The sequence below is a fragment of the Gardnerella sp. KA00127 genome, from assembly GCF_049244125.1.
GTDB classification, from domain to species: Bacteria; Actinomycetota; Actinomycetes; order Actinomycetales; family Bifidobacteriaceae; genus Bifidobacterium; species Bifidobacterium swidsinskii.
On sequence record NZ_CP058377.1, the window covers coordinates 143,020 to 162,333 of the forward strand.

13 protein-coding genes, 3 rRNA genes and 1 pseudogene are annotated in these 19,314 nt (G+C 43.2%); 11 read left to right on the forward strand and 6 right to left on the reverse strand.

Annotated features, from left to right (window positions below; genetic code table 11):
• Positions 1 to 20 precede the first annotated feature (20 nt).
• Positions 21 to 794, reverse strand: coding sequence for an SIR2 family NAD-dependent protein deacylase (locus tag HXT48_RS00575; protein WP_421793084.1), 774 nt, complete (start codon positions 792 to 794; stop codon positions 21 to 23).
• Positions 795 to 1,222: 428 nt separating this feature from the next.
• Here HXT48_RS00575 and HXT48_RS00580 point away from each other — a divergent pair, with 428 nt between their 5' ends.
• From HXT48_RS00580 to HXT48_RS00605, 6 genes are all read left to right on the forward strand, one after another.
• Positions 1,223 to 1,369, forward strand: a complete 147-nt coding sequence (locus HXT48_RS00580) for a hypothetical protein (RefSeq protein WP_162720529.1) — start codon at positions 1,223 to 1,225, stop codon at positions 1,367 to 1,369.
• A 192-nt stretch (positions 1,370 to 1,561) separates the two neighbouring features.
• A 16S ribosomal RNA gene (locus tag HXT48_RS00585) occupies positions 1,562 to 3,088 on the forward strand.
• 379 nt (positions 3,089 to 3,467) lie between these two features.
• A 23S ribosomal RNA gene (locus tag HXT48_RS00590) occupies positions 3,468 to 6,529 on the forward strand.
• A gap of 178 nt (positions 6,530 to 6,707) precedes the next feature.
• A 5S ribosomal RNA gene (gene rrf / locus HXT48_RS00595) occupies positions 6,708 to 6,824 on the forward strand.
• The 16S, 23S and 5S rRNA genes sit together here, the layout of an rRNA operon.
• 223 nt (positions 6,825 to 7,047) lie before the next feature.
• Entirely contained in the window at positions 7,048 to 7,767 is a 720-nt protein-coding gene (locus HXT48_RS00600) for a nitroreductase family protein (RefSeq protein WP_004108224.1), read from the forward strand.
• 154 nt (positions 7,768 to 7,921) lie between these two features.
• The gene (locus HXT48_RS00605; RefSeq protein WP_421793085.1) at positions 7,922 to 9,253 is read left to right on the forward strand and encodes an ATP-binding protein; all 1,332 of its coding nucleotides are present in this window, start codon (positions 7,922 to 7,924) and stop codon (positions 9,251 to 9,253) included.
• 177 nt (positions 9,254 to 9,430) lie between these two features.
• On the opposite strand, the gene HXT48_RS00610 is transcribed toward HXT48_RS00605, so the two are convergent.
• The 4 genes from HXT48_RS00610 to HXT48_RS00625 form a co-directional block, all read right to left on the reverse strand.
• Complete coding sequence (locus HXT48_RS00610; protein ID WP_004108219.1) at positions 9,431 to 9,802, reverse strand: hypothetical protein; 372 nt, start codon at positions 9,800 to 9,802, stop codon at positions 9,431 to 9,433.
• A gap of 10 nt (positions 9,803 to 9,812) precedes the next feature.
• Positions 9,813 to 10,283, reverse strand: coding sequence for a hypothetical protein (locus HXT48_RS00615; RefSeq protein WP_004108217.1), 471 nt, complete (start codon positions 10,281 to 10,283; stop codon positions 9,813 to 9,815).
• A 160-nt stretch (positions 10,284 to 10,443) separates the two neighbouring features.
• The gene (locus HXT48_RS00620; RefSeq protein ID WP_004108215.1) at positions 10,444 to 11,604 is read right to left on the reverse strand and encodes a hypothetical protein; all 1,161 of its coding nucleotides are present in this window, start codon (positions 11,602 to 11,604) and stop codon (positions 10,444 to 10,446) included.
• A complete protein-coding gene (locus tag HXT48_RS00625; protein WP_004108214.1) occupies positions 11,601 to 12,272 on the reverse strand; it encodes a response regulator in 672 nt (223 codons plus the stop codon). Before HXT48_RS00625 ends, HXT48_RS00620 begins: the two co-directional genes overlap by 4 nt.
• Positions 12,273 to 12,748: 476 nt before the next feature.
• Here HXT48_RS00625 and HXT48_RS00630 point away from each other — a divergent pair, with 476 nt between their 5' ends.
• The 4 genes from HXT48_RS00630 to HXT48_RS00645 are packed head-to-tail and all read left to right on the forward strand — an operon-like array spanning position 12,749 to position 16,105.
• Positions 12,749 to 13,651, forward strand: coding sequence for an efflux RND transporter periplasmic adaptor subunit (locus HXT48_RS00630; protein ID WP_004108212.1), 903 nt, complete (start codon positions 12,749 to 12,751; stop codon positions 13,649 to 13,651).
• Positions 13,648 to 14,358 carry an ABC transporter ATP-binding protein gene (locus HXT48_RS00635; RefSeq protein ID WP_004108211.1) on the forward strand — a complete coding sequence of 237 codons (711 nt, stop codon included), beginning with the start codon at positions 13,648 to 13,650 and terminating at the stop codon, positions 14,356 to 14,358. The genes HXT48_RS00630 and HXT48_RS00635 overlap by 4 nt, the downstream gene beginning before the upstream one ends.
• A complete protein-coding gene (locus HXT48_RS00640) occupies positions 14,342 to 15,553 on the forward strand; it encodes an ABC transporter permease (protein WP_033888416.1) in 1,212 nt (403 codons plus the stop codon). Before HXT48_RS00635 ends, HXT48_RS00640 begins: the two co-directional genes overlap by 17 nt.
• Positions 15,554 to 15,580: 27 nt before the next feature.
• The gene (locus HXT48_RS00645) at positions 15,581 to 16,105 is read left to right on the forward strand and encodes a hypothetical protein (RefSeq protein ID WP_004108207.1); all 525 of its coding nucleotides are present in this window, start codon (positions 15,581 to 15,583) and stop codon (positions 16,103 to 16,105) included.
• A 44-nt stretch (positions 16,106 to 16,149) separates the two neighbouring features.
• On the opposite strand, the gene HXT48_RS00650 is transcribed toward HXT48_RS00645, so the two are convergent.
• A complete protein-coding gene (locus HXT48_RS00650; RefSeq protein WP_004108204.1) occupies positions 16,150 to 17,412 on the reverse strand; it encodes an MFS transporter in 1,263 nt (420 codons plus the stop codon).
• Between the two features lie 478 nt (positions 17,413 to 17,890).
• On the opposite strand from HXT48_RS00650, the pseudogene HXT48_RS00655 reads away from it, so the two are divergent.
• Positions 17,891 to 18,898 (forward strand): annotated as a pseudogene (locus HXT48_RS00655) (alpha-amylase family glycosyl hydrolase); the annotation flags it as partial.
• Between the last annotated feature and the right edge of the window lie 416 nt (positions 18,899 to 19,314).

Below are 19,314 nucleotides of genomic sequence, written 5' to 3' on the forward strand. Positions count from 1 at the left end.
ATAGCATTAATTTGCAATAATCACTTTGCAATAGTTTCGTCTACTAACTTTGGCAGAGCTTTCGCAATATCTTCGCGAATAATACGCTCTGCCAAATAGTCGTATTGCGTAGAGCCCAGGTTCATTATCGTAATCGGCACTCCAGCGCGCGCAGCTAACGGCACGAGGCTGGCAGCTGGAAATACTTCCAGCGTGGAACCAATAACCCACAGCTCGTCCGCTTTAACTATTGCTTGCGCACTGCGTTCCATAGCACCTTCTGGAAGCGCTTCTCCAAAATAAACAACGTCTGTTTTTATGAGACCGTTACAAGGCATATTGCTGCGGTACGGCAGAGTGCGTCTGCAATGCGGATCCGGGTGCTCATCTAAATCTGCCATAATATCGGCAGTTTTATAGCTCGCGTGGCAGCTCATGCAGTGCGAAGTTCCGATGCTTCCATGCAAGTTCACTATAATATTTGGGTTATTGCCAGCTTTTTCGTGAAGCGCATCAAAGTTTTGGGTGGCTATAAGGTCGAGCATTCCTGCCTTCTCGAGTTTTACAAGTGCTTTGTGCGCAGTCCCCGGCTGTGCGTTCCAAACGGGAGACTCTTTTTGCCAGCGCCAAGAGTAGACGCGTTCCTCTTTACTGCTTAAAAATGCGTCTATGTCATAAACGTTCATTTGCTCTGGGTGCTTAGTCCAAACTCCATCTGGACCGCGAAAGTCAGGAATGCCTGCGCTTGTGGAGATTCCTGCGCCTGTGAGCACAACAATGTGGTGTGCTTTATTGCTCGATTGCTTGTTGCTCATTCTTCTGCTCCTTCTTTTATTAATGTCTGTTAATACCCTATTCTTATTTTCTTATTTTTCTTTTTTCTTTATGCGCTTTACGCTTTTTGTGTTTTTATGTGCTTTGTATGCTTTATAAAAGTTTATTTAATAAGTATCTATTTATATAGGTATTTTTTATTCCGTATGTATTCCATATATCGCGCTCATATATTTTTGTGTATATCTAATCGTATATCTCATCTTTTTCTGCTTTTATTGTGTATTTTTCGCGTTGATTCTGTATTAATTGCGTTTTTTGCTGTTTTGTTTGGAGTATGGCGGTGCGACACTCCCGGTTTTGATGTTTTTGGGGCTATTCTTGATTATTTTTTGTTGGTTTTGATTATTGTTCCTGGTCTTGTGTTGGTTTTTTGGTGTTTTTTCGCGATTTTCGACACGCCGGTGTTTTGGCTTGTTTTCAATGGTTTTGGGGTGTTTGTTTTTGGTGGGTTTGCGTTTTAGCGTGGGTTGGTGTAAGTTTATCTCTTGCTGCTCAGCGCGGCTGGTTCTCCTCGGTTGAGGTTGATGGGCCGGCTGGTGTGGTGGTGGTTTGAGAACTCAAGAGCGTGTCTGTACTACTTATTAGTTAATTATTGCCAGTTCATTGCCTGCCTTGCAGATTGCAGGGTGCCTGAGAGATGGTTAAATGGTGGTGAGGTTTTTGTTGGGATGTTCTTTCCTTAAAGAATGTCTCGTCTTTTTCTTTTTAATATTGGAGCCTTTTGTTGGCTCTTCATTGAAGTTTTTTCGTGGAGGGTTCGATTCTGGCTCAGGATGAACGCTGGCGGCGTGCTTAACACATGCAAGTCGAACGGGATCTGACCAGCTTGCTGGTTGGTGAGAGTGGCGAACGGGTGAGTAATGCGTGACCAACCTGCCCCATGCTCCAGAATAGCTCTTGGAAACGGGTGGTAATGCTGGATGCTCCAACTTGACGCATGTCTTGTTGGGAAAGTGTTTAGTGGCATGGGATGGGGTCGCGTCCTATCAGCTTGTAGGCGGGGTAATGGCCCACCTAGGCTTCGACGGGTAGCCGGCCTGAGAGGGCGGACGGCCACATTGGGACTGAGATACGGCCCAGACTCCTACGGGAGGCAGCAGTGGGGAATATTGCGCAATGGGGGAAACCCTGACGCAGCGACGCCGCGTGCGGGATGAAGGCCTTCGGGTTGTAAACCGCTTTTGATTGGGAGCAAGCTTTCGGGTGAGTGTACCTTTCGAATAAGCGCCGGCTAACTACGTGCCAGCAGCCGCGGTAATACGTAGGGCGCAAGCGTTATCCGGAATTATTGGGCGTAAAGAGCTTGTAGGCGGTTCGTCGCGTCTGGTGTGAAAGCCCATCGCTTAACGGTGGGTCTGCGCCGGGTACGGGCGGGCTAGAGTGCAGTAGGGGAGACTGGAATTCCCGGTGTAACGGTGGAATGTGTAGATATCGGGAAGAACACCAATGGCGAAGGCAGGTCTCTGGGCTGTTACTGACGCTGAGAAGCGAAAGCGTGGGGAGCGAACAGGATTAGATACCCTGGTAGTCCACGCCGTAAACGGTGGACGCTGGATGTGGGGCCCATTCCACGGGTTCCGTGTCGGAGCTAACGCGTTAAGCGTCCCGCCTGGGGAGTACGGCCGCAAGGCTAAAACTCAAAGAAATTGACGGGGGCCCGCACAAGCGGCGGAGCATGCGGATTAATTCGATGCAACGCGAAGAACCTTACCTGGGCTTGACATGTGCCTGTCGACTGCAGAGATGTGGTTTCCCTTCGGGGCAGGTTCACAGGTGGTGCATGGTCGTCGTCAGCTCGTGTCGTGAGATGTTGGGTTAAGTCCCGCAACGAGCGCAACCCTCGCCCTGTGTTGCCAGCGGGTTATGCCGGGAACTCACGGGGGACCGCCGGGGTTAACTCGGAGGAAGGTGGGGATGACGTCAGATCATCATGCCCCTTACGTCCAGGGCTTCACGCATGCTACAATGGCCGGTACAACGGGATGCGACATGGTGACATGGAGCGGATCCCTTAAAACCGGTCTCAGTTCGGATCGTAGTCTGCAACTCGACTACGTGAAGGCGGAGTCGCTAGTAATCGCGAATCAGCAACGTCGCGGTGAATGCGTTCCCGGGCCTTGTACACACCGCCCGTCAAGTCATGAAAGTGGGCAGCACCCGAAGCCGGTGGCCTAACCCTTTTGGGATGGAGCCGTCTAAGGTGAGGCTCGTGATTGGGACTAAGTCGTAACAAGGTAGCCGTACCGGAAGGTGCGGCTGGATCACCTCCTTTCTACGGAGTTTTTTGTGCACGCTCGGTTTGAGTGTGGTTACTGGTGTGGAAAACAATAGTTGACGTTTTTAGATGAGTTTGTTGGGCATGCTTTTGGGTTCCCGGATTGCCACCCCCCTTTTTGTTTGGGGTTGCGGTCCTTGACTCACAGGATTTCAGGTTGATGCTTTTGAGTGTTTGGCTTGGGTTTTGTGGTGTTGTGGTGGTTTGAGAACTGGATAGTGGACGCGAGTAAAATGCGAAACTTTTTTGTTTCGATTTTTTTGCTTTTATCAATTTCAACCGGCTCCTTTTGTTGGAGTCGCTTGATCGTTTTGTGATCGTTTAGTGTGATGATTTTTTGTCTAGAGAATTTTGCTGATGGGTTCTTACTTTAGTGTTTGTCACTGGTAAGGGCGTATGGTGGATGCCTTGGTAGACAGGACCGATGAAGGACGTGACGGGCTGCGATATGCCTCGGGGAGCTGCCGAGTGGGCTTTGATCCGAGGATTTCCGAATGGGGAGACCCGGCCACTGTTATGAGTGGTCACCACAGTTTTTGTGGGGGGTACGCAGGGAAGTGAAACATCTCAGTACCTGCAGGAAAGGATACTCCGTGAGTAGTGGCGAGCGAAAGCGGATCAGGCTAAACCGGGTGCGTGTGATAGCCGTCAGGTGTTGCGCATTCGGGGTCGTGGGATGGACTGTTCAGCCTCTGACGGGGTTGAGGAGAGTGATAAAATGTCGTGCTAGGTGAATGGGATTGAATTCCCAGCCGTAGAGGGTGATGGCCCCGTAGCTTGTCGTGCGATGTCTCTTTATGTTTATTCCCAAGTAGCGCGGGACTCGTGGAATCCCGCGTGAATCTGCCCAGACCGTTGGGTAAGCCTAAGTATTCCTGTCTGACCGATAGTGTACTAGTACCGTGAGGGAAAGGTGAAAAGCACCCCGGGAGGGGAGTGAAATAGTTCCTGAAACCGTGCGCTTACAATCCGTCGGAGCCTTCTTTGTGGGGTGACGGCGTGCCTATCGAAAAATGAGTCTGCGAGTCAGTGGTATGTGGCGAGGCTAACCCGGGTGGGGGAGCCGTAGCGAAAGCGAGTTTTAAAAGGCGTTTGAGTCGCATGTCCTGGACCCGAAGCGGGATGATCTAGCCCTGAGCAGGTTGAAGCGCGGGTAAGACCGTGTGGAGGACCGAACCCACCTAGGTTGAAAACTGGGGGGATGACTTGGGGTTAGGGGTGAAAGGCCAATCAAATTCCGTGATAGCTGGTTCTCTCCGAAATGCATTTAGGTGCAGCGTCGTGTTATTGCTTACAGGGGGTAGAGCTACTGGATGCTTGCGGGCCCATACCGGGTACCAATAGCAGCCAAACTCCGAATACCTGTTAGGTTTATCACGGCAGTGAGTCGGCGGGGGATAAGCTCCGTCGTCAAAAGGGAAACAGCCCTGATCGTCGTCTAAGGTCCCGAAGCGCGTGCTAAGTGGGAAAGGATGTGGAGTCGCATAGACAGCCAGGAGGTTGGCTCAGAAGCAGCCATCCTTGAAAGAGTGCGTAACAGCTCACTGGTCTAGTGGTTCCGCGCCGACAATGTAGCGGGGCTTAAGCACGCCACCGAAGACGCGGCTGCATGATTTGTTTCATGCGGGGTAGGAGAGCGTCCTGTATGGGGTGAAGCGGCAGTGTGAACTTGTCGTGGACTTTACAGGAGTGAGAATGCAGACATGAGTAGCGAGAGACGGGTGTGAATCCCGTCCGCTGAATGACTAAGGGTTCCGGGGCCACGTTCGTCGTCCCCGGGTGAGTCGAGTCCTAAGGCGAGGCCGACAGGCGTAGTCGAATGGATGAACGGGTTGATATTCCCGTACCGGTGTTACACCGTTCGAACTGAATCTGAGAGTACTAACCTTCATTTGCTGGTTGATTGCCTTTCGGGGTTGTTGGCTGGTTTGTGTTGGGACTGTATCGGTAGTAGGTTAGCGTGGGAGTGACGCGGGTAGGTAGCCGGCTGCGGAGGTGGTTTTCCGTGGCTAAGCGTGTGGGCTGTCTCCTAGGTAAATCCGGGGGATGTTAAAGCTGAGGCGTGATGGGTAGGCTGTAAGGCTGATTCCGGTGATCCTGCTTGCCAAGAAAAGCTTCAACGTGAGGTGTGATTCCGCTCGTACCCTAAACCGACACTGGTGGTCTGGTAGAGTATACCGAAGCGATCGGGCGAATCCTGGCCAAGGAACTCGGCAAATTACTCCCGTGCCTTCGGCATAAGGGAGACCCCTGATGGTGATATGGTTTTACACTGTTGAGCTGTTGGGGGTGGCACAAGCTAGGGGGTAGCGACTGTTTACCAAAAACACAGGAGCGTGCGAAGGCGTAAGCCGCTGTATACGCTCTGACGCCTGCCCGGTGCCGGAAGGTTAAGAGGATCCGTTAGCTTCGGTGAAGCGGTGAATTTAAGCCCCGGTAAACGGCGGTGGTAACTATAACCATCCTAAGGTAGCGAAATTCCTTGTCGGGTAAGTTCCGACCTGCACGAATGGCGTAACGACTTCCCCACTGTCTCGGCCAGGAGCCCGGCGAAATTGCAGTACGAGTAAAGATGCTCGTTAAGCGCAGAAGGACGAAAAGACCCCGGGACCTTTACTATACCTTGGTATTGTCGTTAGGTGTGGATCGTGTAGCATAGGCGGGAGGCTGTGAAGCGTGGGCGCTAGCTTGCGTGGAGTCGACAGGTGAAATACCGCTCTTTCCATATCTGGCGTCTAACCTCGACACGTTATCCGTGTCAGGGACAGTGCCTGGCGGGTAGTTTAACTGGGGCGGTTGCCTCCTAAAGAGTAACGGAGGCGCTCAATGGTCCGCTCAGCCCGGTTGGCAATCGGGTGTTGAGTGTAATCGCACAAGCGGGCTTGACTGTGAGACTGACGGGTCGAGCAGGGACGAAAGTCGGAGATAGTGATCCGGTGCCGGCGTACGGACGTGGCATCGCTCAACGGATAAAAGGTACCCCGGGGATAACAGGCTGATCATTCCCAAGAGTCCATATCGACGGGATGGTTTGGCACCTCGATGTCGGCTCGTCGCATCCTGGGGCTGGAGCAGGTCCCAAGGGTTCGGCTGTTCGCCGATTAAAGCGGCACGCGAGCTGGGTTCAGAACGTCGTGAGACAGTTTGGTCTCTATCCTCTGCGCTCGTTGGAATGTTGAGGAGACCTGCCCATAGTACGAGAGGACCTGGGTGGACGAACCTCTGGTATGCCGGTCGTCACGCCAGTGGCGCTGCCGGTTAGCTACGTTCGGAAGGGATAACCGCTGAAAGCATCTAAGCGGGAAGCCTGCTCCAAGATAAGCATTCCTTGCACTTTAGTGTGTGAGCCCCCATGTAGAACACGTGGTTGATAGGCTAGATGTGGAAGCCCTGTAAGGGGTGGAGCTGACTAGTACTAACGGGCGATGGTGACATTCTTCCTCACTTTTGTGAGTGGGGAGGGTGAGTTTCTGTGAGTATTATTCTTCTAGCGTTAATGAGTACTGAATGTTTTGCTTAACGATCAGTTGGTAAGAGAGTTTTTATTCGCGTTCATGTCCGGTTCCCTAACCGCCACGTGTTGCCACTCAATGGTTTTGAGTGTATAATCTAGTTTTGCGGTGGTCATGGCTCAGGTGAGACGCCCGGTCCCATTCCGAACCCGGAAGCTAAGGCCTGACACGGCGAGGGTACTGCACTCGATAGGGTGTGGGAGACTAGCACGCTGCCGCATTATTTTTCTAGCGGGGAGTTTTCACTCCCCGCTTTTTTTATTTTCGTATACTACTGTTTTTGTAATCCTCCAAACTCTGGACAACGCTCGCGCTATAAGCGCTCACTGCTGAGCAAGCTCACGCTCCGAATTGCTTTCGCGCGCGCAATGCTGCGCTCAAGCAGGTCGCCTCGCAAACGCGAGGAAAGTACTGCGTGCGTATTTGGTGCGATATACTAAAAGCATGACTACACAAACTTTTGAAGTACTCGCAAAGTCGCGATTTTCTGCACGTGATTTTCTAAATAAGCCAGTCGATTCTAAAATACTTGAAACTATTTTGCAAACAGCTGCACAATCGCCGAGCTGGTCTAACACTCGTGGCTACATGCTCGCTATTGCTCAAGGAGAACGCAAGCAGCAGCTTATTGATGCTTATACGCAAAAATGCAAAGCAATGTTTCGTACTAAAGACGCTACCCTTAGCGAAGACGAGCGCATGATAGCCCAGAAAATGAGCCAGCCGGATGGAGATTTTCCTGTAATGGCTCCGTATCCGCAATCGCTTAAAGAGCGCAGTGCGCGTTTAGGGTTGGCGTTGTATAAACATTTAAATATTGATCGTAAAGATTTTCCTGCTCGAAATGCTCACACTTTGCGCAACTTCCAGGCGTTTGGTGCGCCAGTTATGGGATTTGTGCTTGTACGCCGTGATTTTCTACCATTTGCTGCGCTGGATGCTGGAATTATGCTGCAAACGTTACTGTTGGCTGCCAAAGAGCAAGGCGTAGATTCATGCCCGCTTGGCGTTCTTGCTACATGGCGTTCGCCGCTTGACGAAGTATTCGACATTCCGCCGGAGTATGCGCTGATTACTGGTTTTGCGTTAGGGTATGCGTCTGAAGCGCACGTAAATGCTTTCCGTGCGGAGCATCCGCCAATCGAGCTTGCGCAGGAAAAGTAACTTCGCATAAACCAATCTATCTTGCAAAGCGCAAAGTACTTTGGAAAATATCAGATAGAATTGCTAAATATGTCCTATTTTCGCTAATTCTATCTTGCAAAAACCAAAGTACTTTGCTAAATTGAAGATAGAAGTGGAAGGAAAAGGAATGCGAATGATTTTCAATCGTCAAAGTTACATAAGGAAACTTAACCAGCTTAGTTGGAATGGTCTGGTTAAAATCATTACTGGTGTGCGCCGCGCGGGAAAGTCGTTCATTCTTAACGAGCTGTTCTATAATTCTCTTATTTCTCAAGGTGTTTTGCAGAAGAATATTATTCGGTTTGCCTTTGATGCAGACGAAGATATTGATCGTCTTGAGCCATTCGCAAATGGCGAGCCAGTAAAAATCGCAGATAAAAAACTTGGCTACGTTATAAATGCTAAAGTGTTCCGTCGCTACATTGCGTCGCAAATAAATGATAGCGACAAGTTTTACATTTTCCTCGACGAAGTGCAATTGCTTGATAATTTTGTTGGCACACTTAACAGTTACTTAAGGCACGCAAATTTAGACATATATGTTACTGAATCTAACTCCCGTTTTCTTTCATCAGACATTGTTACTGAATTTAAGGGGAGAAGCACAGAAGTTCACGTTCAACCTCTTACTTTTGCCGAATATATGGAAAGTTCTAGCAAAACGATTTCAGAATCTTGGGCAGATTACATTATTGCTGGCGGAATACCGCTTGTAGCAAGAATGCAAAATGTTGAGGAACAAATAAAATATCTTGAAAATCTTGTTAAAGAAACTTATTTGAAAGATGTAGTTCAACGAAACGGCGTGCGAAAAGAGCAGGCTCTTTCTGAAACCTTGCAAGTAATAGCTTCGTCAATAGGCGCTCCTGTTAACCCAAGGAAACTTTCTAACACGTTTATTAGCCACGGATATGGAGAAATTACTTCAGAAACTGTTAGTCGTTTCATAGACTACTACAGTGATGCTTTTCTTGTAAGCAAAGCTCAAAAGTACAATATTAAGGGCAAAAAATACATTGATTCCTTGTTCAAAATCTACTTTGAAGACATTGGTGTACGCAACGCTTTACTTAATTTTAGGCAAATCGAAGAGTCGCATATTATGGAAAATGTTATATACAACGAGTTAAGATATCGCGGATATAACGTGGATATTGGCGAAATGAATATTGCTGAAAATACTGGTCGAAAAGATAAAAATAACCATGATATTTATTCGCAAAAATCTTTGGAAATAGATTTTATTGCTACTTTGGGAAGTGAAAAATATTATATACAATCTGCGCTCGCTATGCCAACGGAAGAAAAATCATTGCAAGAAAAGCGCTCGCTTTACTATATTGATAATTCTTTTAAAAAGATAGTAGTTACGAAAAATGGGTTACATGTTACAAGAGATAATCGTGGAGTAATCACCATGGACCTATTTGATTTTTTGCTTAATGAGGATAGCCTTAAGCTGTGATTTAATGCAATGCGGTTGGGGCTATGCACAAGCAAGTTGCTCAGTAGTGTATAAACTCTATGCAGAACAAATCAATAGCGGATAAATAAGTAAAGGTCAAGCTGTAGGATGTGTGGCTACAACTTGACCTTTGAAAATTGCGATATGTTTTTAAGTTAAAATCGTAGTCTAATGCTTTTATTTATTCTTGGCAATTCCAAGAGCTTTTGAACTTTCATCCTTGTCAAGGCCTATAAATAAAAGCACGATTATGCCAATAATCAGCGGAACATAACCGTATCCAGATCCGTGGATTATGCCGAATATTTCCATAAGCCCATTTGCTATTACGACTAGTGAAGATACTATAAAATATAGCTGCGCGCACCACGGTTTTTTAATGAGAAACATGGTTGCAAGTCCAAATAATCCAGCGATAATTTGAGGCACTCCCCATAGATAATCATTACGCATTACAATCAGCGCAATTCCGCTAGCAAGAAATACGCCATTGGCTATTGTCCAAAATACGGATGGAATTTGTGCTTTTGTATATTCTGAATTACTCATATTTTTCCTACTATAGCAGCATCATAATTGCTTTTGTTACAACCCAAGCCATCCAATCTGGCATCCCTGCTGATTTGCAGGCATTATAAATTCCGTCTTCAATCTTTCCAGTCCAATGCTCCAAAAATTTTATAAGCTCATTTAATCCTAAATGACTTTTAATGAATTGTTTAACTTGCTTAGGTAGTTTATGATAAATAGTTTTAATTGTTTTAACTACAAGACTAATTTTTCCACGTTCTTGTAATATGTTACGAAGCTCTGCTTGCGTTGGTTCTGCGTTAGATGCTGGAATTTTAATGAGATATCCATTAACTACATACACGCGGTAACCATCTTTTGTTGTGATGTGTTCGCATGCTATGTTTTTTTCAACGGTGCTATCTGTTGGCTCAAGAGCGAGTGCAGTAGAAGAAGGAACAACAATACTGCTAAAAATTAATGAAGCAGATAATACGCATGCTATAGCTAACTTCTTCATAATATGCCTTTCTGTACGAGAAGTAACTGTTTATGCCAAAAATCTTGACAATTTATAAATTAATGGCGTGCTAAAAGGTAAACAATATCTTGTATATGAAAACCTTTACAAATAATTACTATCTAAAACTGTTTAAGATTCATTAATCTTTTAAACTGAATCAGTAAGGCATACTATCTATATAGTTATGTTTATTTTTTAAAGGTATAACTGCATTACATTCCCAATACTTACCAAAGGCTCGAAAATAGAGTGAACCGCCTAAATGCTTTATGGTATCGCGATGAAGCAGAAGTCCTTTTTGAGATACTGAGCGAATTGCATCTTTACTTTTTCCGCCCAAAAATCGAACATTGAACTGTTTTATAACAATTTGTTTTTTACGTATCGAAATTCTGATGTAATAAACTAAAGAAGCATATTTTCGCATGTTCAAATATAGTTCTTCGATTAATTCAATAACTTCACAGATGATTTCATCGCTAATGTCTTCAGGAATATCGTTACTAGATATATTGCATATGGATCTTCCTTTTAATCCACAAGATGTATTGATTGAGTCGTTCATTTGTAGTGTATCTTCAATGTGCTGAATGAACTCGCTTCGAGCATCTTGCTTAGCAGTATTTCCACGTAGAATGTCGATAATATTATGTCCTTCTTCAAAAGCCTGATCTGCCAAATCATTTATTGCCTCAATAGCACTTCGCTGTTTTTTAGAAATAGACTTGTCAAGTAATGCTATTTTACTTTGTAGTGCAATATCTGCAATCTTATTAGTTAATCTATCGTGCATTCGCACAGCCAGATGAAGATTATTAATTGTTTGCTTATCTTTTTCATAAAGAACCATTTTTTGGTGAGAAATACGCAAAATAATACCAGTGCAAACGCAAAATATATTTATTAAAAGGTAAGCAATAAGATACTTGAAAGATAAAGTTGATAGGTATCGGTATGCAACGTAGTGTAATGCGTCTATTACTAAGAATAAAGGTAGTGTAAATTGAATCGGATATAAATACGAAATAAAAACAAATGATATGATGAGCCCGAAAGTTACTGGTGGAAGATTCAGACTAGGAATAGCAAGAATGCTGAGATGCACAAAAATATAGCACATGCTCATAAAATGCGGAAGCAAGCAAAGGAACAGATTTATAGCAGCAAGAATCATGTAAACTATAACAAGTTGTATTGTGCTATTGTCGCTATTCGAGTAAATATACGCATCCATTGCGCTCGACAAACATCCCAATAGTAAAAATGTTTTATTGTCAATAAGCTTTTCTCGTAAACGACGCATTAAGAAAATAATCATTGTGTATCATTTCCTAAATATTCATCATGCAGCCATGTAGTAATAAGTTGTGAACGATTCGTCACATTCAGTTTTTTGAACACGCGACGAAGGATAGTTTCCACAGTACAAGTTTCAACAAATAAACGTTTAGCGATTTGCGCATTAGTCATTCCTCTACTGCACAACTTTACAATTTCAGTCTCATGATCCGTTAAAGCAAGGCGTCCATTTTTTGGCTTATTTTGCAAACGTTGAAATGCTGTCGTCGTGTCGTCAAAATGAAGATTGCCTATTATTTGTGGCTTGAATGTGCCATGGGCAATACTGCTAAGCATGGCGCAAATAGTTTCTGGGTGGTTCTTTCCAACAATGCCTTGTGCGCCTGCTGTTGATGCTTTTAAAGCATAATCGTTTATAGGGAATGAAGTTATAGCAATTATTATTGGGAGTGAGTATCTTCTTCGCAATTCGTATAATATTTTAATTCCCGAAACCCCAGACATATACATGTCAATTAGCAGCACGTCTGGGCATTGATTTTGACAAAATTGAATTGCTTGATTGGCGTACGCGGATAACCAGCAAATACTGCAGGACGGAACAACCTGCTCAATATATGTTTTTAGGCCGTGTAGACAAAAACAATCATCATCAACAATGCCAACAGTAATATGCTTTGCTATCATATTGCTCCTTTAGAAAAGCATTATTTAAGTAATAATAGTACTTGAATTTGTATGATGAATATCTTGTCTAGGAAAACCTTTACAAAGCAGATTGTATAAAGGTAGTTACTGGAGCTTACGGGGGGTTACTCCGCAGCGAATAAGTTCGATTAAAGCTTAGTGATTTAATCACAATGTGGTTGCGTCTATGCGCAAGCAAGTTGCTCAGTAGTGTATAAACTCTATGCAAAATAAATCATTCTCTGGTATTACGCAAGCTCCAATAATCATAAATAAAATCATCATTTAGTATGATGCAAACTCTTTACGGCGATTATAAGCTATTAACCAAGAGCTGAAATTCTAAATGAAGTGGTAATCATAAAAGCGTTAATTGCAGCATTGCCGAGCCTTTTATTTATTTTGGATCAGTTTGAGAGGCTTGTTTCGACGCATCCTATGTGTCTACGAGTTTGGAGAGTAAGGAACTTTGTGTTATGCGTAAGTTTACGAAAGTATTCTTGTTAGCTGCTCTGCCAGCGTGTTTGCTTACTGCATGCGCTGGTAGAGCAGCTGATGATAGTCAACAGCAGGCATCGCATGATTCAGTTCCACTTATTTCAGTCAAAAAACAGCCTTTAACACAAGTTGTGTCGGGTAAAGCAACAATAGAACAATCGTCTACCTTTGTTATCACTGCTGTAAGTAGAGGGAATTTTTCTCCGTCGGTAAAAGCAGGAAGTGCTGTAAAAGCTGGAAGTATTTTAGGCTACAATGCTGGTAACAAAGTTATTGCTCCAGTAGACGCTAAAGTTGTGTCAGTGGCTGAATCATCTGCGGACGTGCCTAAATCTTTCCCGCTATTTACTCTTAAATATGAAGGTTTTTCAATAAGCCTTAATGCAAAAGCTTTACTTCGTTCTGCGGATATTGCAGATGTTAAAGGTCGCTTCCAAGTTGAAGATGGTGTTGGGCCAACCAATTGTTTGCAAATAGTACAAAGCGGTGGAACTTCTACAGATGTTGCAGCTTCGGGTAGTAGCAAGAATGATAATGCTGATTCAACTCAAACAGATGAGTCGAGTGCGCAAAGTACGCCTAGTGTATCGTCAAAAGTTTTAACGTGTTTAATAGATAAAAGCACAGAAGTAGAATCAGGCCAAAATGCGACGCTTGTTTTTAATGGCAAGCATAAACAATCGGTTCTAACTCTGCCTGTTAGTGCAGTTGCTGGAAGAGTCCAAAAAGGATTAGTCTCATACAAGAAAGGCGATAATTGGGAGCGTAAAGAAGTTGGTCTTGGAATCAGTGACGGCGCTAATATTGAAATTACGTCTGGTTTGCATGAGGGTGATGTTGTAGCAGGTGTTTCTCCTGATCTCATTCCAGGAGTGCAATGATTATGGAGAACAATCCTGTTCCACTGGTTGAACTACAAGACGTGTCAGCGCGTGTAAAACTAGGCAATGGCGAATGGCTTACCACTGTCAACTCTGCTTCTATGTTACTTAATCAAGGTGAAACATACGCGGTAGTTGGCAGGTCTGGCTCCGGCAAAACAAGTCTTATTTCTATTATTGGATTTTTGAATAAAAATTTTACTGGAAAATACTATTATTCTGGCAAATCAATCCAAAAGTGTAGTGATGCTACAGTATCGCATATGCGCGCTCGAAATATTGGTTTTGTTTTTCAAAACTATTCGCTTATTAAGCATTTAAGCATTAGAGAAAATGTTGAGTTGCCGCTTTTATACGCAGGACTACAACAAAGCAAGCAGACAAGAAGAAAAACGATAGAAGAAGCATTATGTGCTGTTGGATTGCAAGATAAACTAAATGAATACCCTGGAAGGCTATCAGGCGGTGAACAACAGAGAGTTGCGATAGCGCGTGCTCTCGTTACTAATCCCGAATTACTTATTTGCGATGAGCCAACTGGTGCGCTCGATAGTAGTACGGGAGAAAAAGTGCTTCAAGTGTTGCATGATCGTGTTCAAGAATCTGGAACAACATTACTATTAGTCACTCATGATATGAAAGTGGCTCGTTCTTGCTCTCACATTTTTACTATGGAAAGCGGTGTTCTTTATGATTATGCTGCTTAAAGATTTGCGCCTGTCTCCTATGAGATCCTTCCTCACAGGTTTTTCAATATTTATTGGCATCGTTACCGTTATTGCGTCAGTGCTTATCGGCACGGTTGGTAAGGACTATCTTATTGCAACTAACGAACAGCTAAACGGTCGTAGGCCAACATACGAGATTACTTTTTCAGCACAAAATTTTGACGAATATTCAGTATTTAACAAATTTTTAAATCGCATTGAATCCGCAAACCGTAACGCTAACGTTATGCTACAACCAAACACTGGGCTACTGTTTAGCGCTTCTATGCCAGCTTTGAAGAGCGTAAAAATAAGCAAAGAATATAAAACCAGCGATCTTCAATATGTCGACGCTGTTTACACTACGGCAGGATACAACAAAGTTTATAACTTACCTATTGTAAGTGGAAGATGGTTTAGTAATAGCGCTAAAAGCAACGCATTAGAAATGGTAGTAAACCAATCTGCTAGCAAAAGATACAAGATTGGTGAAGTAGCATTTATTACTTCTCGCAAAACAACACAAATGAGTCCTATAAGGATTGTTGGAGTTGTGAACGATGGCGTAGACTCAGCAAAAGTATACGTGAATATTCTAGGATTATTACGTTACGCTCCAACTCTTTGGGAATATTCTGGAAAAGAAGCTCAAGGCTCAATCTACTGGTTGAATAAAGAAAATCGTTCTCAAAAATCAATTAAATCTTATGTTTCAGATGCTCTTTATGACTGTTGTGGTGGGCAAGTAAACGAAATTAGAAGACATGATAATAGTGATAATTACGAGAATGTGATAACAGTATTGCAATTAAGTTTTGCTATCGTAGCAGCATTATTGCTTTTTGTTTCCGCGCTAGGTTTAATCAATATTGGTTTAGCATCGTTGGAGCAGCGCACGCATGAACTGCTTATACGCAGAGCTTTGGGTGCTACTAGATGGTCGATTGCTTCACTTGTGTTAGGCAGTGCGATTATTTTAGCGTTGATAGTTTCTATTGTTGCCGTCGTTGTTTCTTTTGGTCTTGTGTCTATTGCATCAAGTTTTTGGGATGCATCAAGCCCAGTTAGTCCGCCAGTTTACCCATATGAAGCCGCTATTGGAGCTGTTATTGCGGCTTTTATCACAGCACTTGCTGGAAGTGTGGTGCCGGCAATAAAAGCATCGCGCCTACAACCAGCATTAGCATTGCGATAATTTTCAAAAAATAAGAAAGAAGGAATAATGAATAATCATACTATTAGTAAAACAACTCTTATTATTGGTGTGCTTAGTGCGCTTCTTATGTTTAATGCGTGTGGAGGAGTAGGTAACAATAATACGAGTGGTATGGGTGGCGCGCGCTCGCAAAATAGTTCGCCTAGAGAGATTGTTGATTTTGCTCATATAGAGAAGGAATATCAGGAATCTGTGGCAAAGCTTAGTTGGCCTGAAAAATATAAAGCTCCTGCAAACTTGGTTGGAGAAGAAAAAGACAGTCAGTTCCAGAGTGGATATGGCGATACGCAAGCATCTAATTATTATCAGTGTGCTTGGGAGCGGCAATGGCTAGACACGTATGCTAGTGATGAACAAGCGGCAAGTAAAGCTTTGCATGAGCTTGAAAAAGTGCCTAGCATGCCGTTTATGGGTCCAGATCGTTGTGATGATGCAACGCGAAACTTTTTCAAAGAGCACATGCGTAAAGCAAAACTTGGAGATCCATCAGGATTCCAACAGGATGTGCAAACTAATTGCCCTGTGATGTAATTGCATTTGTATAGCTTTATTGTGCTTTCGCGCTAAATAGCTTGTTATATGCTTCTTTTTACCCATGTTGATGGTGTCCAATAATCTTTGGTAAGCATTGATGGGTATGTTTGTTTACGAGCTTGAATAATCCATAAGGCTATACCTGTTGAAACAAGTATTACACCAGCTGCAATCATTATGAATAATGATGAATTTAGATTTCCCCATGCTAGTACGCTTGCATATCCCACGATAATTCCGCATTGCTCCATAATGGAAGTAAAAGTAGTAGTCGCGCCGAGAATGCGTGTTGGTATGCCGTCGAGAAGAGCTGTTTGCCCATAGACGATAGTTGCGTCAAAAATAATACCTGCAATGAAAGCAGAGCAAAGAAAAAGAGCAATCCAATTATTAAGTGCGAAAATAAGTAAAGGAATAGAAAGGAATCCAGGTAATAAAATAGAGTATAAAATCTCATAATGTAGCACAATGTATTTGCATAATACTGAACCTACAATCATGCCAATGTTAAATATGCTGACTATTGAACCCCACGTGGATGCCGAATGAAAAAGTGTAAGACAATGGTGTGCTCCCATTAGTCTGAATGCAGCAAGCCATGAGCCTGATTGTAATGCTGATACTACTCCTAAGACTATTAACCATGGTGTAGATTTCATATAGTGTAGAGAAGCTGCAAAACCAGCAGTTTTATTGCTTCCTGTCTTCGTATTGTTTGCGCTATTTTGTGCTTGCTGGTTTAGATTAACTAACAGTAGAGGTAGCGCCGCTAGTATCATCACAATAGCAATGCTCGTAAAGAAAATGAGCGGATTACATATATCAACAAATATGCCAGTAATCGCAGGTGCAGCAAGCCTGCTGAGATTAATCCACATACGCATGCTTGCCAAAAACTTGGTTTTTTCGCCAGTTGGTGCACTATACGCCATCAATACTTTTTGATTAGGCGAAGAAAATGCGGTAAAGAACCCGAATATTATGCCGAGTAGTGTAACCGTAATAGCAATAAGATTATGCTGTGCTACTAAAGCGAAACCGTATCCAGTACACAACAAGGCAAAACAAAACGTTAGTGCTATAAACAATCTAGTTGGTGGATATTTATCTGCAATAATTCCGCCAAGCGGTGCCGCTACGCAGGTCATAAGTGCTACGGACACTGCGTTAAGCGCTGCGTGAGATAAGTCGACATGCATTAAAAGATATAGACTCACGCCAAATCTACAGCTTGTTAAAAGAAAAGCATTAAGCGATAAAACGGCAATAATAAGAGTTGTGCGAATTCGTGCCGCAGCGTTCATTTCCTTCTCTTTTTTCTTTCATGTTATGAATGTCTTTCATATTCTGAATGATATATGCCTATTGATATACACCTTTTTCTGGACTGCGAGTGAAATTAGTGTTTTCTTGCGGTGTTTTACTCTTAACTACTTCGAACTACCCTTAACTACTCCGGAATGTACGTACTTTTGCGCTTTGTTGTTCGTGTAGTGATTCGCATCGCTGTGGTTTGCAAGCAAGATACATAAATTACTGGCGATAGTAGGAGGGGAAGTTAGAGAGTTTGCCCCATTGCGTCACGAAGTGTTTGCAAGCGTAGCAAGTAGATGACATGTAATTATTTTAAGGGATTGACGTTTGTTTAACAATGTAGTAAATTGATTTACAAGAGTTTAGCATTACGGTTCAAAGGAGACTGAAATGAACTCTCGAGCGATGAAGTTTAGCGCATTTATGCGTAGGATTTTATTTTTTATAGTTTCATTTTTTATTAGTGTAATGTTACTTTTTAATTCATCTACTTCTGCTTTTGCGAACACTGCTCATAGTGTGCGACCATTGGAAGAAGGTGATGTTATTTATCAAGTCTTAGTTGATAGATTTGCGGATGGTGATTCATCCAACAATGATTTTGGTCATGGTGAATATAACCCTAATGATTTAGGTTTTTATCATGGTGGCGACTGGAAAGGTCTAACTAATCATTTGGACTATATAGCAGGGTTGGGTGTTACTGCAATTTGGATTTCTCCTGTGTCTGAACAAGAACCGTTGTCAAAAGACGGTAAAGAAGCAAGCTATCATGGTTATTTCACTAAAGATTTTGCAACACCAAATAAACATTTTGGTAGTAGAGCTGATTTGCAAAGGCTTATTAATGAAGCTCATAATCGTGGATTAAAGATGATTCTCGATGTTGTGCCAAATCACACGTCAGACTATCTTGATGCTTATGCTCGTAAATATAATGGGGCATATCATCCAGAAGGGTTTTTGAATAATCCAGCATTTTATCATCATTTTGGTGATTGTAAATTCGATAATACTGAATCGCAGTCTGATATAGAGCAATGTGATCTTGGTGGTTTAGATGATCTTGATCAGTCTAATCCGCAAGTCTCTAAATATCTTATTAAGACATATAAAGATTGGATTGATATGGGCTTTGATGGAATGAGAGTAGATGCTGCTCGTTCTATCCCGAAACCTTGGTTAAAGAAATTTGAGAAAGAAGTTGGGGTTCCATCATTTGGAGAAATATTTGTTGGTGATGTTGATTATGTTGCTGATTACCAAAACTACGAATGGGGTGCATTAGATTTTCCTTATTTCTTCACTGTGCGTAGAACTTTTTCAGCAGACACGGATATGCGTGACTTAGGGAAGCTATTTTCGCAGGATACGAAATATAGGAATCCAAACCAATTAGAGACATTTATTGATAATCATGACAGAGCAAGGTTTTTGACTTGGGCAAATGATGATTATCAACGTTTACGTTCTGCCTTGTCGTTTATGATGACTACCCGTGGTTTGCCAATTATTTATTATGGCACTGAACAGGCTGATGACGGTAATGGCAATGGTTCAGAAGTCCCTATTGCAAATAAGGATAATCGTAAAGATATGAAATCGTTTAACACTAAATCTCCGTTATACCAGCATATTAAACGATTAACAGAGATTCGTCGTAAGCACACTTCATTGAGGACAGGTCGTCAACTTGAGATGTGGTCTGCCAAAGATGTGTATGCTTTCTCTCGTATGGCCAAGGATAATAGCGATGAGGTTATTACAGTTGCTCATAATACTTGGGGTGAAAAGATGGTTACTATACCTCTTAGAGCAGAAAGTCATATCTCTGTAGGAACTGTTTTGACAGATATGATGAATACGAATCGTAAGGCAACTGTTGTGCCAGG